Here is a 17,784-nt window from a genome sequence, read left to right on the forward strand (position 1 = left end):
GATATGGCGATGAAGACAGGGATTTCGGGGTTGCTGCTGGTAGGCCTCTCGACACTCGCCATATCGGGCGCGCAGGCACAGGCACCCAACAAGAACGCCAAGATCACGGTCGGCTGGGCCGAGCCAATCGACACGCTCAACCCGGCCACTACCGGCGCCCGCAACCAGGGCCCGTTGCTGGTCAACATCTTCGACACACTGGTCTGGCTGACGCCGGACTTCAAGGTCGAGCCGTTGCTGGCGACCAAGTGGTCGGTCTCGGCCGACGGGCTGACCTACAGCTTCACCCTGCGCGAGGATGTGAAGTTCCATGATGGCACGGCCTTCGATGCTGAATCCGTCGTCGAAAACATCAAGTACATCACCAACAAGGACACCGCCGCCAAGGTCTCGATCGCGCTGCTCGGACCTTGCAAGGAAGCGGTCGCCACCGGCAAGTATACCGTCGACATCAAATGCGCGACGCCTTACGCGCCGCTGCTGCGGCAGCTTGGCGTGCCCTATCTCGGCATGCAGTCGCCGGCAGCCATCGTCAAATACGGCAAGGATCTCGGCCTCAACCCGGTCGGCACCGGCCCCTATTCCTTTGTCAGCTACGAGCCGAACCAGAGCCTCGTGGTCAAGCGCAACGAGGCCTACAACTGGAACCCGCCCTCCGTCGGCCACAAGGGGCCGCCGAACATCGCGGAGGTGAAATTCCAGATCGTCACCAATCCGCAGGCCCGCGTGAGCCAGTTCCAGGCCGGCCAGTCGCAGATGATGCAGCAGACGCCGGGCGTGCACTGGAACGCGATGCAGAAGATGGATCGCTTCACCGCGATCCCGGTCCCGATCACGGGGCTGGGCATCTTCGCCCCGGTCAACGCCAAGAAGTTCCCGACTGATGACGTCGCGGTGCGCCGCGCCATCCAGTACGCCATCGACAAGAAGGGCGTCGTCCAGCTCGCCGAGGCCGGCGCGATCCAGCCTTCGCTGACCCCGCTGCAGCCCTCGATGTTCGGCTACGACAAGTCGCTTGAGACGATGTACCCCTATGACCCGGCCAAGGCCGAGGCCACCCTCAAGGAGGGCGGCTGGACCAAAAAGGACGGTTTCTGGGAGAAGGACGGCAAGCGCCTTTCCCTGACGCTGACCGCCATCTCCACCTCGACGTCTTATCCGCTGCTGGCTCAGGCCATCCAGAACTACCTCCAGAAAGTCGGCATGGAGGCCAATGTCCAGCTGCTCGCCTCGCCGGCTTGGCTCGCGGCCAACATCAACGGCGACATGTCGCTGACGCCGCTTCAGTACATCGGCGTCGATCCGGATGCCCTCTCGGGCTGGTTCACCGCCGGCCAGTACTTCAACTGGAGCCACTATTCGAACCCGAAGCTCGACGCGCTCTTCAAACAGGGCCGCGAAGAGGGTGACTCCGCCAAGCGCGTCGCGATCTATCAGGAGCTCCAGAAGCTCCTGATGGACGAGGCGGTGATGCTGCCGATCCGCCAGAACGTCGATCTGGTGATGACCTCGAAGAAGCTGACCGGAGTGACCTATTCGGGCGGCGGCTTCGAATATCTCGGCGCGGCTTCGCTGGCCGACTGAGCCTGACGGCGGAGCTGCTCGCGAGCGGCTCCGCCATTTTTCTATCCGATCAAGATAAGACGCTCCGGGAGCGAATGCCGTGAAGACGCTGATCAAGGCCGCCCAACTCATCGACGGAACTGGTGCCGCTCCGGTGCAGGATCCGGTCCTCGTGGTCTCCGGCGGCAAGGTAGAGGCGGTCCTGTCCGGCCCTGTCCCGGCCGAATTGTCGGGCACCGAGACCCACGACTATCCCGGCGCGACGATCCTTCCGGGCCTGATCGACACGCATGTCCATCTCAATCTGCCCGGTGATGGCACCATTCTCGAAGACGCCGTGCGCGAGACGGAAGGCGTCTTGGTCGCGACCTCGGCGCTGGCGACGGTCAAAGCGCTGAAGGCCGGTATCACGACGCTGCGCGATCTCGGCGCCAAGGGGCGCACGGCCATCGACGTCCGCCGCGCCCTGCAGCTCGGCCATGGCGAGGGCGCCCGCGTCGTCGCCTGCGGCCAGGCGATCACGATCACCGGCGGCCATGTCTGGTATCTCGGCGGCGAGGCCGATGGCGTCGACGGCGTCCGCAAGAAAGTCCGCGAGATGATCAAGCTCGGGGCCGACTTCATCAAGGTGATGGCGAGCGGCGGTGGCACTGTCGGCACGCAATCCTGGAACCCGGCCTTCTCGCAGGAAGAGCTCAATGCCATGGTCGACGAGGCTCATCACTTCGATCGCAAGGCGACCGCGCATTGCCTCTGCGCCCGCTCGATCGAGATGGCGATCGAGGCTGGCTTCGATCAGCTCGAGCATGCCGGCTTCATCTCCGACCGCACCGGCCGGCAGGTCTATGAGCCGGCCGTCGCCGAGAAGCTGGCGAAGTCGGGCATCCCCGTCACGGGCACGCTCGCGGTCGGTGGCGCCGTGCTTCGCGAACTGCGCGGAAGACCGTCGCTCACCGAGACCGAGGCGGTCTTCCTGGCCCGCTGGGAGAAATCTGCAGCCCAGAACCTCTACCAGTTCCGCCAGTTGCGCGAGGCCGGCGTGAGCTTCGTCGCGGGCACCGACGCCGGCTGGCGCTTCACGCGCTTCGACGATCTGCCGCTGGAAATGGAGCTGATGCAGGAAGGCGGGATGACGGCGATGGAAACCATCGTCTCCGCCACCGGCTACGCTGCAAAAGTCATCGACATCGAGACTCAGACCGGCAGTCTCACTCCCGGTCTGGCGGCCGACGTCCTTGTTGTCGGAGCCGATCCGCTGAGCCATCTCGCCGCTCTGCGCGACGTTCGCCTCGTCATGCAGGGAGGCAAGGTCCTAACCGCCTGAAGATCGCATCGAGCCTGCAGAGCCCGCAAAGGGCGAGCCCGTTATTTCGGGCGCCCTCAAACGCGTCGAAGATCCGGACGTCGTCCAGAAGTTCACCGGAGACGCCCGATCCCCATCCAGGATCGCCTCGATAACCGGCAGCAGCAGATCCAGCTTCGGCTTCGCAGGTCAGGCTGCGCTATCCTATGAGGGGATCGCTCCCGTCGTTGGCCGCTCCGTCGAGGCAACGCGCCAACTCGCAAGTCGCGCGCGCCGCCGCGTGCAAGGTCCGCCCATCTTTGAAAATACCGTTCGAGCCAAGCAGCGGAAACTGGTTGAAGCCTTTCTCGAGGCGGCGCGGGGCGGCGACTTCGACGCGCTTCTCTCAGTGCTCGATCCAGATGTCGTTTTCCGGGCCGACAAGGTTCGCTGACTTCGATGCTTCACCACAAGACCGCGACCTGATCAGAGATAATTTCGTCACCAACGGGTTCGCCGTTTGGCTACGTTCCCTACGGGCCCGCTTGGCTCAGTCAGAATGGGATTGGGGTTGAGGCAGTCTCGCGGCTCGTGACGCAAGCCGGATAGCCCGACAGCGGATCAGCTCAAGGTCCGAGTTGGGTCGCTAACAGACGTTGCCTGAGCAGAGGGCCAACGTCCGCTTTCGGGCGGTGACCCAATGTCCGGAAGTGGCGCTAGTTGCTGGATGCGGTCGGCGCTCTGGGCCTCATTTTCGTCCCGGCAGCATGAACCTTCGGCGATCGAGCCGCAAGGCTGACAGGAGCGCCCCACGAACACCGCTACTGATGCCGCGAAGCGCTTTTGTCTCTTCAGATGAGGCCGGCGGTATTCAGAAACTCACGCGAGACGTCCGGGATCGAGGCCTTGTCGACATCGACCTTGGCGTTGAGCCCTTGCAGGACCTCGTCGTCGAGCTTGGCCGAGAGGGCTTCCAGCGTCTCCTGGAGCTTCGGATTGGCCTTGAGCACCTCGGTTCGGACGACCGGAACGGCGGCGTAGTTGGGGAAGAAACCCTTGTCGTCGGTCAGGACGCGAAACTTGAACCCCTTGATCCGCCCGTCGGTGGCGAAGACCAGAGCGACATCGACCTGCCCATCCTTGAGGGCCTGATAAGTCAGCCCGGAATCCATCGAGCGCAGATTGGCGCGGCTCGTCTTGAAGCCGTAGGTCGATTGCAGGCCCGGCAGGCCATCGGGGCGGCCCGGGAACTCGGCATTGACCGCGAGCACCGGCTTGTCCTTGCCGGCGTTGAAGACGGTGGCGAGATCCGACAGCGTCTTGATCGCGTCCGTCTTCGGGTTCTCCTGGCGGACGGCGAGCGCATAGGTGTTGTTCGCGGCCGAGGGCTTGAGCCAGGTGAGGCCGACCTTGGCGTCGAGCGCCTTGACCCGCTCATAGGTGTCCTTGGCGTCCAGCCGCTCCTTGACCTTGTTGTAGGTCACGAGCGAGGTGCCGGTGTACTCCCAGTACACATCGACCTGGCCGTTCACCTGCGCGTCGCGCAGGACCTGCGAGCCCAGCCCGTCGCGCTTCTCGACCTCGAAGCCCTTCTTCGCGAGAAGCTGCGCCGTGATTTCGGTGAGCAGAAGCTGTTCGGTGAAGTTCTTGCCTCCGACGACGATCGGCTTGGCCTGCACCGGCATCGCCCAGGCGGCTGCGATCGCGGCCACGGCAAGAATCCGGGATGGAAGCTTCATGGGAATCTCCTTGCATTCGTTGCTGAAAGGCCCGGCGGCGGTCAGCGCAACGGATTGACGCCGCGGGGGATGGTCCAGAACTGGAGCTGGGCCACGATGAAATCGATCAGGACGGCAAGAAGGGCGGTCGGAATCGCGCCGGCGAGCATGGTTCCGAACTCGTTCAGGGCGATGCCGGTGAAGATCAGCTCGCCGAGGCCGCCGCCGCCGATCAGGAAGGCCAGGGGAACGGTGCCGACATTGATCGCGAGCGCCGTGCGGATGCCGGTGTAGATGACGAACAGACTGTTCGGCAGCTCGACCTGCAGCAACGTGTGGCGCGGCGACAGGCCCATGCCGCGCGCGGCTTCGAGCAGCGCGGGCGGCACGTCGCGCAAGCCCGCCATCGTGTTGCTGACGATCGGCAGAAGCGAGGCGATGAACAGCGCGAAGACGGCCGGCGTGTTGCCGAGGCCGAGCAGGCTCATCGCCAGCGCCAGCACCGCCAGCGTCGGGATGGTGGCGCCGATGTTGAGGATCTGCATCGCGGCAGCGCCGACCTGGCGGAAGCGCGGCCTGGTCAGCAGGACGCCGAGCGGGACGCCGAACAGGATCGCCGCGCCGCCCGAGAGGGCGACCAGCTCCACATGCTGCTGGCCGAGATAGGCGATGTCCTCCCACCTCTCCAGCAGGCCGGGCAGGAGCCCGCTGCCCCAGGCCCAGGCTCCGAGCAGGAAGATGCAGAGGTAGGCCGCGTTCCGGCGCATCTGCGCGACCATGCCGGGCACCAGCGCGTCAACCATCCCGATAGGTCTCTGAGAGCAGATGCGTGATGCCGCGCAGCGTGACGTAGCCGACGAACATTCCGTCGTCGTCGACGCAGGCTAGCCACTGCGTATCGTACCGGAACATGGTCGAGACCGCGGTGCGCAGGTCTTCATGCGGCCGGATGGTCGTGGGCAGGGCTTCGTAATTCTCCCCGACCGTTCCGTTGCCGCTGCGCGCCGTCTGCAGATTGACGTAGCCGCGCGCCCTGCCGCGCGGGCCGACCAGGACGATCGACTGGTGGCCGTGCGCCTCCATCGCGGCCGCGGCCTGCTGCAGGCTATCGGCCGCCCGGACCCGCGGCGGATCGGCGATCATCGCATCGCGGACGGTGAGCAACTGCAGGCGCTTGAGCGTGCGGTCGCCTCCGACGAAATCGGAAACGAACTCGCTCGCCGGATGGGCCAGCATGTTGTCGGGCGTGTCGTACTGGACGAGCCTGCCATTGCGGAAGATCGCGATCCTGTCGGCCATCTTGACCGCCTCGTCGATGTCGTGGCTGACGAAGAGGATCGTCTTGCGGATCTGCGCCTGCATCTTCAGGAACTCGTCCTGGATGATGACGCGGTTGATCGGATCGATGGCGCCGAAGGGCTCGTCCATCAGCAGGACGGGCGGATCCGCCGCGATGGCGCGCAGAACGCCGATGCGCTGCTGCTGGCCGCCGGACAGCTCCTTCGGGTAGCGCTTGAGGAATACGCCGGGGTCGAGCGCGACCATCTCCAGCAGCTCGGCCGCTCGCTGGCGCGACTTCCGCCGGTCCCAGCCGAGGATGTCGGGGACGATGCAGATGTTGTCCTCGATCGTCTTGTTCGGAAACAGGCCGATCTGCTGGATGACGTAGCCGATGCTGCGCCGCAGCTGTGTCACGTCGTACTCCGAGGTGTTGCGGCCGTCGATGAAGATGTCGCCCGAGCTCGGCTGGATGAGGCGGTTGACCATCTTCATCGTCGTGGTCTTGCCGCAGCCGGACGGGCCGAGCAGCACGCAGATTTCGCCTTCCGCCACCTCGAGCGAGACGCGGTCGACGGCCGGCATGGTGGTGCCGGGGAAGGTCTTGCTGACTTGGTCCAGTCGGATCATCGTTTCTTGAGTCCCGGGGAGGTCAGTCGCTTCTGCAGCCCGAGCAGGGCGAGATCGGCGACGACGGCAAGGATGCTGACCGCGAGGGCGCCGGTGACCAGCTGGCGCGGGTCGGTCTGGCTGATGCCGCGTGCGATGAAGGCGCCGAGGCCGCCGGCGCCGATATAGGTCGCGATCGCCGTGACCCCGATATTCATCACCACCGCGACGCGCACGCCGGCCATGATCACGGGCAGGGCGATCGGAAGCTCGACCTCGCGCAGCCGCTGTCCCCGGGTCAGCCCCATGCCTCGGGCAGCTTCACGCAGCGCCGGGTCAATATTGCTGACCGACGCATAGGTATTCCGGATGATCGGAAGCTGCGAGTACAGCAATACCGCGATCACCGCCGGCAGGTAGCCGATGCCGTGGCCGATCAGCGAGAGCACCGGAATCATCATCCCGAACAGGGCGATCGAGGGGATGGTGATCATGATCGACGCGGCATAGAGCACCGCGTCGGCGACGCGGCGGTTCTGGGTGATGGCCACGCCGATCGGCACGCCGGTGGCGATCGCCAAAGCGACCGCAACCCCGACGATGGCAACATGTTCACCTGTCCGGGTGGCTATCAGCCCCCAGTTGTCGATAATGTAATTTAAAATGTCCATTGCTTCGAGGCGATTCTTAGAGCAGGATATCGGCTCGCTGCAACCCCTTGCTTACAAAAAAATGAGGAAATTATGTAGTCTATTTTGACAAGCAGCTATTACTTGAACTCAAGTGTTCATGACTTTAATTGGACGTTAGAGAAATTCATATCAAAAATTATTGTGAAAATTGAAAGTCGAAAGACGGATTTGTTCTATAATATCTTAAAAATATATCATTTCGACGCTGCCCTTCGCCCGGCGCAATTCACCAAACAGTGAGAGAAGAACGAGACGGTCCATGTGTGGTTTTGTGTGTCTTTGGAAGGTCGATGACGTGGGCGGGAGCCTGATCGAGACGATGCTCTCGCGCCTCGGCCATCGGGGCCCGGATGCGACGCAGGTCGCCCGGCCAGCGGGGGCGCCGCTTGCGATGGGGCATTGCCGGCTGGCGATCATCGGTGCCGAAGACGGCGTTCAACCTATTGCCGTTGATTCAGAGATACTTGTCGCGAATGGGGAGATCTACAATCACGACGACCTCAGGGCGATTCTGGATCCGGATAACTTTCGGACGACGAGCGATAGCGAGACTATTCTTCACCTATTCCGCAGCGGGGCGCAGCGCTGGGTCAACCGCCTAGACGGCATGTTCGCCTTCGTGCTCGCGACGCCGGATCGGATCGTCGCGGCGCGAGACCCGCTGGGCATCAAGCCGCTCTACATGGCGCGGCGCGGGAAGGGGCTGGCTTTTGCTTCGGAGCTGAAGGCGTTCGACGGGCTCGGCTTCGACGACATCGCCGCGCTTCCGCCCGGCGCGCTGTTCGACAGCGCCAACGGCTTGAGGCACTGGTACCGCGTGCCGTCCGGAGCGGCGGTGGCCGAGCCGGGATTGGACATCGGGTCGATTGCCGGCGAGTTGCGCCTCACGCTGGAGGAGGCGGTCGCGAAGTGGATGGTCGCCGATGTCGAGGTCGGCTCCTTCCTGTCCGGTGGGCTCGACAGCTCGGTCATCGCCGCGATCGCACAGAAGGTCAGGCTGGCAGCCGGGCAGGCTCCGTTGAAGACCTTCGCCGTGGGGACTGCCGGCTCATCCGATCTGCGCGCTGCCAGGCGCGTCGCCGACCATATCGGCTCCGATCATCACGAATACAGCTTCTCGGCCCAGGACATTGCCGAGAACCTTTCACATGTCATTTACCACCTCGAAAGCGCCGATGCGGATCTCGTGCGCAGCGCCGTACCCACGCTTTTTGCAGCCCGACTGGCACGACGCCATGTCAAGGCGGTCTTGACCGGCGAGGGAGCGGACGAGCTTTTCGCAGGCTATGCCTATCACCATGGCTATGTGGACGATCCGCGTGCCCTCGCTGACGAGCTGACGCGTAGCCTGGGGGCGATGCACAACATCAATCTTCAGCGCGTTGACCGGATGACCATGGCGGAGTCGTTGGAGGCGCGCACGCCGTTCCTCGATCGGGACCTGATCGCCTTCGCACAGTCTGCACCGGCGGAATTGAAGCTACGCCGTACAGACCCGAACGCGCAGGAAACGACCGGGGCCACCACCGAGAAATGGCTGCTGCGGAAGGCCTGCGCCGATCTGCTTCCGGCGGATCTCGTCTGGCGCAAGAAGGCGCAGTTCGATGAGGGGTCGGGGACGGTCGAAGCCCTGCAGCAGGCGCTGCGGCTCCTCATCGGAGGCGAAGGGGCGGTCACGCGCCTGCGAGAAGAGGCGCTGTACCGTGAGACTCTTCGGGAGCGCTTCGATGATCCGGACATGATCCTGAGCCAGGCCGGACAGTGGAACGCCAATCGAGTGGCGGCCTGAAGCCAGCAAGCATTTTCGACGGGAGCTTATGCCGGTGCAGGTTACTATTGGCCCTCGGCCGAGGGTGAAGGTCCGCTTTGAGGCGCTTGTTGAACATCAGGAACTGGCGCATTTCACCCGGCCGTGCGGCGGGCGTTTGTGGCCCCTTTCGGACGTTTGCTCGTCCGCTTTCTGGATTTCCTTGCCGAGGAGCGGCCCGACTCCCGCATTGCGATCACTGCGAATGGGAGATGCCTCGCGGTTCGGATCAGCGCCCGATCGCGAAATCCTGCGTGCCGCGCGGATTGGCGGCTGCCCGCAGGATATCGACCGTGCCGGATCGCTCCCGGCCGACTGCACAGAGGCGCCCCAGTGACCAGTCGTCCGTCACCGTCAGATCGTGCCCTCTCCGCCGAAGGGCGTCGATCGTCGCCGGCGCGAAGCGGCCTTCGATCGAGAGCGAGCGCGGCTTGAAATCCCGCGGCCAGAACGAGGCGATCAGGTGGTTGCTGTGGAAGGCCGGGGCGTCGATCGCCTGTTGCAGCCCGTAGCCGTGATGCAGCACTCGGAGCAGGAAGGCGATCGACCATTGCTCCTGCTGGTCGCCGCCCGGCGTGCCGAAGCCGAGGAAGGGCAGTCCGTCACGCAGGACGAGGGTCGGCGTCAAGGTGGTGCGCGGGCGTTTCCCGGGCAGGAGAGAGGATGGCAGGCCGGGTGTCAGCCAGAACATCTGCGTCCGGGTCGACAGCCCGAAGCCGAGCTCCGGAATGACGGGGCTGGCCTGGAACCAGCCGCCCGACGGCGTGGCCGCGACCATGTTGCCGAAGCGGTCGGTGACGCAGATATGGCAGGTATCGCCCTCGCGCCGCTCGATATGCGCTGCCAGGGCTGCCTCGGCGGAGCCGGGCCGGGCCGGCCCTGGCTCCTCGATCGCGGATTGGAAAGTCGGTTCTCCCGCGCCGATCGCATGGCTGGAGCGTGCCAAGCCGTAGGGCGGCGTAATCGGTTCGCGTCCTCCCGGCGCACCCGGACGGAATTCGGGCGAGCTCGACGCTCCCACAAGGCGGCGGCGCTGCGCGACATAGTCCGGCGCAAGCAGGGCGTCGAGCGGCGCCGCATCGTCTCCCAGCCAGGCATCGCGATCGGCCATCGCGAGCTTGCCGGTCTCGGTGACGAGATGGACGAATTCATCGCCCAGCGGATCGAGATCGCCGATCGGGAAGCCTTCCAGCAAGGCGAGCCATTGCAGGAAGGCCGGCCCCTGCGTCCAGGCTCCGCATTTGAGGACGGTCACGCCGTGATAGTCCCGGCCGACAGGCGCATCATAGCTGGCGCGCCAGCGCGCCATGTCATCGCTGGTCAGCAGGCTGGCATGGCGCCTGCCCGAGGAATCCAGCACCGGCATGCGGCCCGCACGGTCGATCGCCTCGGCGACGAAGCCCTCGTACCAGAGCGTCTCGGCGCGATCGATCTCGGCCTCGCGGGTCCCGCCGGCGCTTTCGCCGACGATCCGTTGATAGGTTGCCGCCAGCGCCGGGTTTCGGAAGAGCTCTCCCGCCTGCGGGGCGTTTCCGCCAGGGAAATAGACGGCGGCGGAATCCTGCCATTCCGTCTCGAACAGCTCCCGCATGGATTCGATCGTCCGCGCCGTCCGCAAGGTCAGGGGATACCCGTCGCGTGCCAGCTCGATCGCCGGTTCGAGGATGTCCTCAAGCCGCAGCGTTCCGTGGTTGCGCAGCAGTAGCAGCCAGGCACTGAAAGCACCGGGCACGCAGGCGGCGAGGTGGCCCGTGCCGGGGATCATATCCAGCCCCAGTTCCCGGAAGCGCTCCGGCGTCGCAGCGCCGGGCGAAACGCCCTGCCCGCAGATACCTTCGGCCTCGCCCCGGCGCGCATCGTAAAGCAGGATCGGCACTTCGCCGGCCGGGCCGTTCAGATGTGGCTCGACGACTTGCAGGGCAAAGCCCGCGGCGGCTGCGGCGTCGAAGGCGTTGCCGCCTCGTTCCAGAATCCGCATCGCCGTGGCGGCCGCCAGCCAATGCGTCGCTGCGGCACAGCCGAAGGTGCCGCGGATCTCGGGGCGGGTCGTGAAAGGACCGTTGGAATAGATGGCAACCATGTCAGGGGCGGTAATAGTCCGGGCGTTTCAGGACGATCGACCGCGTCGTGCCGGAGAGGGGGCCGTCGGTTTCGGTCGCGGCCTTGGCGGCCGCCCATGCAGGATCGGCGCGGAACCGGGCCCAGCCGTCCGCCATCGCGTCTTCATCGTCCCAGGCCATGACGTACCAGATCTCGCGGTCAGCATCCGCCGTTTCCCAATAATCCACCAGCCGAAGGCCGTGCTTGGCCAGCAAGGGGAAGACGTGGTCGGCGAAGCGCCGGGCCAGCGCGTCGGCTTTCCCGCTGGCGGCGATATAGTGGCGCAATTCGTAGATCATCAGGCGCTCTGCCGAGAGAGAACGGTGGGGTTTTCAGCCTGCATCAGCCTGGCGAAGGTCGCGGGGCCGAGAGCGGCCTTCCCGGTCTCGGCATCCGCGATGAGCCGGAGCAGCGCTTCGAGCTGCGGCGTCGCGAGGCCGTGGCGTTTGGCTACGTCGACGACCAGCCCCAGCATCGCCGAGACCTCGGTCCGGCGATGCAACTCGGCAAGGTCGCGCCAGATGCCGGTGCGCGTATTCACATAGCGCTGCCAGGCGGCGCGCTGCCCGGCCCAGACATCGTCGGAGCCGAAGCGCAGGCTTGCCGGGTCACGCAGCCGGAGAGGGGCCAGCCCGTCGGCCGGTTCGAGCGTCACGCCCTCGGCGAGGGCCGTCTCGACGACCTCGCGCCCCACGGCTGCCAGTGTCGCGCAGGCCGCGGGATCTTCGTAGAGGCGCGCGACATCCGCATCGGCCAGGGCAGTGGCCGAGTAGATCGCCGCCAGCACGAGCTTGCCCCAGCCATGGCCGAGGATGTTGTCGGTCAGTTCGGCCGGTTGCAGATGGTCGAGCAGCGCCGCCGCCTCGCGCGTCCGCGCGCGGTTCGGGCCGTCCAATTCCCCGACATGGGTTTCGCCATAGCCGAGCAGGGCGAGATCGCCGGGAGCCCGATAATGCGCGCCGATGGCGATGACCGCTCCGATCGCCCGGTCGCCGCCGATCGCGCGCGCGGCCTCGACCATGCCGAGCCCGTTCTGGAGCACGGCGACCCAGCCGTCGTCGGCGAGGTGAGCGCGGAGGAACGCCGATGCCGTCCCGTTATCCTTGGCCTTGACGGCGAGGAACGCGCGCTTGAAGCGGCCTTCCAGCTGCTCGGGCACGCGCCCCGCGACCCGCACATGGGCAGGCCGTATGCCGGCGACCGCCAACCCGTCGCGATTGATCGCGGCGACATGGGCGGCGTTGGCATCGCAGACCGTGACGGCGATGCCCGCCCCGGCGAGGCTTGCGGCAAGCGTGCCGCCAATGGCGCCACCGCCGACGATCAGCACGGAATCGGACGCTGCAGGCATTGTCATCACCGGAAATCCGCGTCGAAGGTGAGAGGCACATGGGTGCGTCCGCAATGGGAGCCGCCATTGACCTCCATGGTGACGCCGTTGATCCATTCCGCCGCATCGCTGGCGAGGAAGCTCACGGCCCGGGCGATGTCCTCGGGCCGGCCGGTGCGGCCGAGCGGAATGCCGCGCAGGCTCAGATTGATATAGGGGTGCTGCTCCGGGCTTTCCTTGGTGACGACCTTGTCCAGGACGACGCCCGGCGCGACGCCGTTGACCCTGATGCCCTCGCGCCCGAACTCGATGGCGAGAACCTGGGTGAGCATGTTCACCCCAGCCTTTGCGGCTGCGTAGTGAGCGCTCCCGGCCCGGGCCGAGGTGCCGGCGCCCGACGAGATGTTGACGACGGCGCCGCGGATATGCTGCGCGATCCAGCGCCGCCCGAAGGTCCGGCACATCAGCATGGTGCTGCGCATGTTGAGCGCCATCGCGCGATCCCATTCGTCGACCGTCATCTCGACGACCGGGCGGTTGAGATATTTTCCGGCGCAATTGACGAGCACGTCGCTTGGGCCCGTCCGTTTTTCGGCCTCGGCGACTATGCGCTCGACCTCGGCCTCGTCGGTCACGTCCCCTGTCACGGTCGCGAAGGCCGGGCCGCCCGTTCCAACGGTCCCGGCAAGCCGGGCAAGACCCGCCGCATCGAGATCAGCTGCGACGACGGCGGCTCCCTCGCGCCGCAGATCGGCGACGATGGCACGGCCAAGCAGCCCTGCCGCCCCGGTGACGAAGACATTGTGTCCCTGTAGGCGCATCGTTCAGATCTCCGCTTTCACGCCCAGTTCCGCGAGACAGGCCGCCAAGGCGGCATTGGCGCTCCGCAGCGCATGCATCACGCGATTGACGCCGCGCCTGGCGGCTCCGAGCGTGAATCTTTCGGCATCGGAACCGGCTGTGGTGGCTGCGAGGCGGTCGAGCGCTGCCAGCGAAGGATAGGCCGGCTGGGCCAGCGCCGGGTCGTGGTCGAAGCGGTCGCCATTGGTGTAGTCCATCGGCACCAGAGCCCGCGACGCCGCCATGATCGCAGCGTTAACCCGCCCTGCGGCCGCATCGTCGAGCCGCTCGCCATCGAGCCCGGCAAGGGCGGTGGCAAGGGCTCTCAGCCTGGTCGCCTGTGCGCGCAAGGGCGCAAGATCGAAGCGCTGGCCCAGTGCGACGCCGTGCCGGTTCAGAAGCGCCAGCAGATGGTCGGCGTGGGCGGCATAGTCGATAGGCAGCAGTTTCGCGGTCAGCAGCGCAGCCACGGCATGGAGATAGACGCGCGTATCGCGAACGGCGATGGTCTCGTCCATCTTGTCGAGCGTGTCTTCCGGCGTGTGCCACCACCAGCCGGTGCCGGCGCCCTGCTTGTTGGGGCCGCCGAACAAGAAGGAGGCCGCAGGCGCGGCTCCATCGGCCGGCTGCTCTCCGAGATTGGAGAACATCGCGGGAATGCCGATGCCCCAGAAGGACTGGTCGCCGGCGCGGGTGATTCGATGCCCGAACAACTCCTGGCCGTCCTCGGCCCGGATGACCTTGCGGCCGAGCGGCACCAGTTCCGCCGCGGCCTGGACATCGGTCAGCACCGTGTTGCCGCGGGCGCAGGTCGAGTCGATGTTCACATGCGCGACCGCGCGCCGAGCCAGCTCGTCCCAATGCGTATCAGCATACCAAGTCGAGCTCGAATAGCGGCCCTGGGAATGGCCGGACCAGAAGAAGATCCTGAGCCCGCGCCGGAGGCGGTGCCGCTCCTGCGCGCAGAGGCGCGCGACCTCGATCATGGTGGCGTTGGCGCCGCCATTGTCCATGACGCCATAGTACCAAGTGTCGTGGTGGCCGGACAACATCACGAACGGGTCGTCGGGACCTGCCTCGTCGTGGTCGAGCGAGGCGACCAGGATCGGCGTCGGCCACCAGCGGGTATCGACCTCGGCCTGAAGCGTGACGACGATGTCCGGCTGCCTGGCCAGGGCCTGCTTCAGGCGCTCGCCCTCCGCCTTGGCAAGGGTGATGACGACGGTGGCAGGTAACTCGCCCAGCGTCTCGTCGGTCGGGCTGCCCCAGACCGGCGAAATGCACATCTCATGCGCGTGCAGGCTCGGGCTGAGGTGAATCTGTCCGATCGCGCCGGCCCGGCTTGCGCGCTGCGTCACCGCCGGGGTCGCGATGCCCTCGACGAGCACGATCTTACCGCGCAGATCCCACGCGGCGAAATCCGCGACGCTTCCCGAGCCGATCGGGACGACCAGGCCCGCGAGCCCCTCCGCCGCGGAGGCACGCGAGAAGGATTGCGTGATCGCCGGCAGGGTTTCTCCGCCGATCCGGAGCGCGGCTTTCCCGGGCAGGCTGATATAGGCGTCGTGCAGGATGAGCTCGGTGGCGTAGCCGTAGTTGTCGAGCTCGGCGCGGATATAGCCGAGGCTTTCAAGTTCGCTGGGCGTGCCGGCATGCTTGGTCCAGCGCGCGAAAGCGGCGAGATGCTGCATCAGCCGCGGCCCCTCGACACGCGCGGCCAGAGCGTGAAGTTGATCGTCGGTCATGGATGAGGCTCCGCGGCAACGGGAAGAGCGGTCAGCTTGCGCCGGCGCAGGACGAAACTCGCGAGGACGAGCAGCAGCGTGGCGAAGGCGATCAGCACCGAGGACAGGGCCGCGATGGTGGGGTCCTGCCAGCGCTGGAGATAGAGGAACATCTCGATCGGCAGCGTGCTCTCGCCCGGCCGCATCAGGAACATCGTGGTCTCGACCTGATCGAAGGAGGTCACGAAGACGAGCAGCCCCGCGATGAACATGCTCACCGAGATTTCGGGCAGCACCACCTTCAGGAAGGTCGGCAGCGGCCGCCAGCCCAGGTCGAGCGCCGCCTCCTGCAGCGTCCAGTCGAAATTGACGAGCGCGGCCGAGACGATCGCGATGACGAAGGGCACGCAGATCAGTGTGTGCGTCGCGACGAGATTGAAATAGCTGCCGGACAGGCCGAGCTTGATGACCAGCATGAAGACCGCCACGCCGAGCACCATCTTCGGCAGGACGACGGGCGACAGGAAGAAAGCCTTGAGGACGGCATGGCCGCGCGGCCGGTAGCGGACGAGCGCATAGGCCGCCATCGTCCCGATGACGAGCGAGGCCGCGGTCGCGATCAGGCCGAGCAGCAGGCTGCGCAAGGCTGCGACGTAGAATGTCGATTGCCCGGCGAGGTTGACGTACCAGCGCAGCGAATAGCCTTCCGGCGGGAAGACCGCGTAGCTCTGGGCCGAGAACGAGGTCAGCACGACGATCGCCAGCGGTGCGACGATGAAGCCGATGGCGAGCACCGTGAACAGGATCAGCGCAAGATGGCGCCAGGCCGGCGCGGTGCGCGCTTCTGTGGAGCTGGATGCCATCACGCCGTCTCGCTGTACTTGGACAGGCGGCCGAACAGGACCACCGCGATGAAGGCCATGACGAGCAGGCAGAGCCCGCCGACGGCGGCCACCGGCCAGTTGATGTCGCTCGTCGCGGTGTAGATCTGGATCGGCAGGACGAGCACCCGGCCTCCGCCGAGGATCGCCGGCGTGACGAAGGAGCCGAGCGCCAGGGTGAAGCAGATCTGGGCGCCGGCGATCGCGCCCGGGAGCGTCAGCGGCAGCGTGATGCGCCGGAAGATCGTCCACCAGCCGGCGCCGAGATCCTCGGCAGCCTCCCGCAGCGTCGGGTCGAGCCGGAGCATCGAGGCCAGGATCGGAAAGACGACGAAAGGCAGGAAGACATGGGCGAGGCTGATCACCGTGCCCGTCATGTTGTAGACCAGCGAGATCGGCTCCGTCGTCAAGCCGAGCTTCATGAGCAGGTAGTTGACCGGCCCCTGATCGGCCAGCAGCACCGTCCAGCCATAGCTGCGGACGACGACGCTGACGAGGACCGGCGCGAAAACGATCAGGGCGATGAGCTTCTGCAGCTTCGCGCTGCGGGTGCGCCACATCGCATAGGCGAGGGGGTAGCTGATCGCGACGCACAGGAGCGTCGACAGGATCGCGAGCTTCAGCGTGTCGTAGATGGTGATGAGATAAAGTTCGTCGGTCAGGAACCGCCAATAGGTGTCGAGGGTGAAGACCTCCTCGAGCCGCCCGCTGCGAAAGCGGTAGAAGGTGTATTGCAGGAAGAGGCCGACCGGCAGGACGAAGGCGGCGATGACCAGGAGCAGGATCGGCGACAGCAGCACCCAGGCCGGCCACTTGACCCGCGAGCGCGTGCGCGCGCCTTCAATGAGCGAAGAGGCGGGCATCGTTCTCCCTCCAGCTCAGGGCGACCGCCGTCCCCTTCTCGAAGACCGGGACGCCCGGGGCGTGGGGATGCTCGGCGGTGATGTCGAGCGATCCGGCGTCGAGTCCGACGACATATTGGACGGTCGAGCCGCCGAAGATCATCTGGCGCACCGTGCCGGTCAGTGTCGCCGGGCCCGGTTGAGGTGACGTGACGGCTGCGGCGGCCTCGATGCGGACCCGCTCGAAACGGATCACCAGCGTGGCCGGCCCCGGCTTCGTCGGTCCTGCCGCGATGCGCAAGGCAGCCCCTTCGAGCCGCGCGACCGCATGCCCGGCTTCGACGCGCTCGACCGTGACCGGCAGCATGTTGGAATGGCCGATGAAATTGGCCACGAAGCTGGTGGAGGGCGCGTCGTAGAGTTCCTGCGGCGAGGCGATCTGCTCGACCCGGCCGCCATTCATCACCGCGACGCGATCCGACATCGCCAGCGCCTCGCCCTGGTCATGAGTGACGAAGATGAAGGTGGTGCCGACATCCTGCTGGATGCGCTTGAGCTCGATCTGCATCTGGTGGCGGAGTTTGAGATCAAGCGCGCTGAGCGGCTCGTCGAGCAGGAGCACCTTCGGCCGCTTCACCAGCGCACGGGCCAGCGCGACGCGCTGCATCTGCCCGCCCGAAAGCTGTCCCGGCTTGCGTTCGGCGAAACGCCCCAGGCCGACGAGCTCCAGCACCTCGCCGACGCGCTGGCGAATCTCGGCGGCCGGCCGCCGCTCGGCCTCCAGCCCGAAGGCGACATTGGCCGCGACCGTCATATGCGGGAACAGAGCCCAGCGCTGGAATACGATATTCGTGGGGCGCTGATAGGGCGGGACGCTCGTCATGTCCTGCCCGGCGATCCGGATGCTTCCGGCGTCGGGCTGTTCGAAGCCGCTCAGCATGCGCAGAGTGGTCGACTTTCCGCAGCCCGACGGACCGAGCAGCGAGAAGAACTCGCCGCTCCCGATCCCGAACGAAATGTCGTCCACCGCCCGGTTGGCGCCGAAACGCTTGGTGACACCGATGATCTCGACCATATTCGACACGTGACGGAACTCCCGCGGGTACCCAGGATCGAAG

The 17,784-nt window shown here is 66.0% G+C and carries 15 protein-coding genes; 3 read left to right on the top strand and 12 right to left on the bottom strand.

The features are described from left to right. Window positions 1-9 precede the first annotated feature (9 nt). Complete coding sequence (locus ACWIEX_RS00910; protein ID WP_454031284.1) at window positions 10-1,584, top strand: ABC transporter substrate-binding protein; 1,575 nt, start codon at window positions 10-12, stop codon at window positions 1,582-1,584. A 79-nt stretch (window positions 1,585-1,663) separates the two neighbouring features. Beyond that, window positions 1,664-2,887: an amidohydrolase family protein gene (locus tag ACWIEX_RS00915; RefSeq protein WP_454031285.1), complete on the top strand. Its 1,224-nt coding sequence runs from the start codon at window positions 1,664-1,666 to the stop codon at window positions 2,885-2,887. Window positions 2,888-3,696: 809 nt separating this feature from the next. Here ACWIEX_RS00915 and ACWIEX_RS00920 read toward each other — a convergent pair. Genes ACWIEX_RS00920 through ACWIEX_RS00935 form a run of 4 tightly spaced genes read right to left on the bottom strand, consistent with a single transcriptional unit; the run spans window position 3,697 to window position 7,121 of the window. Next, complete coding sequence (locus ACWIEX_RS00920) at window positions 3,697-4,584, bottom strand: glycine betaine ABC transporter substrate-binding protein (RefSeq protein WP_454031286.1); 888 nt, start codon at window positions 4,582-4,584, stop codon at window positions 3,697-3,699. 41 nt (window positions 4,585-4,625) lie between these two features. Beyond that, complete coding sequence (locus tag ACWIEX_RS00925; RefSeq protein WP_280140809.1) at window positions 4,626-5,366, bottom strand: ABC transporter permease; 741 nt, start codon at window positions 5,364-5,366, stop codon at window positions 4,626-4,628. After that, the gene (locus ACWIEX_RS00930) at window positions 5,359-6,471 is read right to left on the bottom strand and encodes an ABC transporter ATP-binding protein (protein ID WP_454031287.1); all 1,113 of its coding nucleotides are present in this window, start codon (window positions 6,469-6,471) and stop codon (window positions 5,359-5,361) included. The genes ACWIEX_RS00925 and ACWIEX_RS00930 overlap by 8 nt, the downstream gene beginning before the upstream one ends. Then, entirely contained in the window at window positions 6,468-7,121 is a 654-nt protein-coding gene (locus ACWIEX_RS00935) for an ABC transporter permease (protein WP_454031288.1), read from the bottom strand. The genes ACWIEX_RS00930 and ACWIEX_RS00935 overlap by 4 nt, the downstream gene beginning before the upstream one ends. A 280-nt stretch (window positions 7,122-7,401) precedes the next feature. On the opposite strand from ACWIEX_RS00935, the gene asnB reads away from it, so the two are divergent. Beyond that, complete coding sequence (asnB, locus tag ACWIEX_RS00940; protein WP_454031289.1) at window positions 7,402-8,931, top strand: asparagine synthase (glutamine-hydrolyzing); 1,530 nt, start codon at window positions 7,402-7,404, stop codon at window positions 8,929-8,931. 247 nt (window positions 8,932-9,178) lie between these two features. Here asnB and ACWIEX_RS00945 read toward each other — a convergent pair whose 3' ends face one another. Genes ACWIEX_RS00945 through ACWIEX_RS00980 form a run of 8 tightly spaced genes read right to left on the bottom strand, consistent with a single transcriptional unit; the run spans window position 9,179 to window position 17,741 of the window. After that, window positions 9,179-11,029, bottom strand: a complete 1,851-nt coding sequence (locus tag ACWIEX_RS00945) for a gamma-glutamyltransferase family protein (RefSeq protein ID WP_454031290.1) — start codon at window positions 11,027-11,029, stop codon at window positions 9,179-9,181. Between the two features lies 1 nt (window position 11,030). Beyond that, window positions 11,031-11,348: an NIPSNAP family protein gene (locus ACWIEX_RS00950; protein ID WP_142113864.1), complete on the bottom strand. Its 318-nt coding sequence runs from the start codon at window positions 11,346-11,348 to the stop codon at window positions 11,031-11,033. Then, window positions 11,348-12,406, bottom strand: a complete 1,059-nt coding sequence (locus ACWIEX_RS00955; RefSeq protein WP_454031291.1) for a ketopantoate reductase family protein — start codon at window positions 12,404-12,406, stop codon at window positions 11,348-11,350. The genes ACWIEX_RS00950 and ACWIEX_RS00955 overlap by 1 nt, the downstream gene beginning before the upstream one ends. Beyond that, window positions 12,406-13,200, bottom strand: coding sequence for an SDR family NAD(P)-dependent oxidoreductase (locus ACWIEX_RS00960; RefSeq protein ID WP_454031292.1), 795 nt, complete (start codon window positions 13,198-13,200; stop codon window positions 12,406-12,408). The genes ACWIEX_RS00955 and ACWIEX_RS00960 overlap by 1 nt, the downstream gene beginning before the upstream one ends. Window positions 13,201-13,203: 3 nt before the next feature. Next, window positions 13,204-14,964 (bottom strand): M28 family peptidase, encoded by a 1,761-nt coding sequence (locus ACWIEX_RS00965; RefSeq protein ID WP_454031293.1) that lies wholly within the window; start codon window positions 14,962-14,964, stop codon window positions 13,204-13,206. After that, the gene (locus ACWIEX_RS00970; protein WP_454031294.1) at window positions 14,961-15,806 is read right to left on the bottom strand and encodes an ABC transporter permease; all 846 of its coding nucleotides are present in this window, start codon (window positions 15,804-15,806) and stop codon (window positions 14,961-14,963) included. The genes ACWIEX_RS00965 and ACWIEX_RS00970 overlap by 4 nt, the downstream gene beginning before the upstream one ends. Further along, window positions 15,806-16,687 carry an ABC transporter permease gene (locus tag ACWIEX_RS00975; protein WP_454031295.1) on the bottom strand — a complete coding sequence of 294 codons (882 nt, stop codon included), beginning with the start codon at window positions 16,685-16,687 and terminating at the stop codon, window positions 15,806-15,808. Before ACWIEX_RS00975 ends, ACWIEX_RS00970 begins: the two co-directional genes overlap by 1 nt. Then, window positions 16,665-17,741 carry an ABC transporter ATP-binding protein gene (locus tag ACWIEX_RS00980; RefSeq protein ID WP_454033433.1) on the bottom strand — a complete coding sequence of 359 codons (1,077 nt, stop codon included), beginning with the start codon at window positions 17,739-17,741 and terminating at the stop codon, window positions 16,665-16,667. Before ACWIEX_RS00980 ends, ACWIEX_RS00975 begins: the two co-directional genes overlap by 23 nt. Window positions 17,742-17,784: the final 43 nt, after the last annotated feature.

The sequence above is a fragment of the Allobosea sp. NPDC055353 genome, from assembly GCF_053644975.1.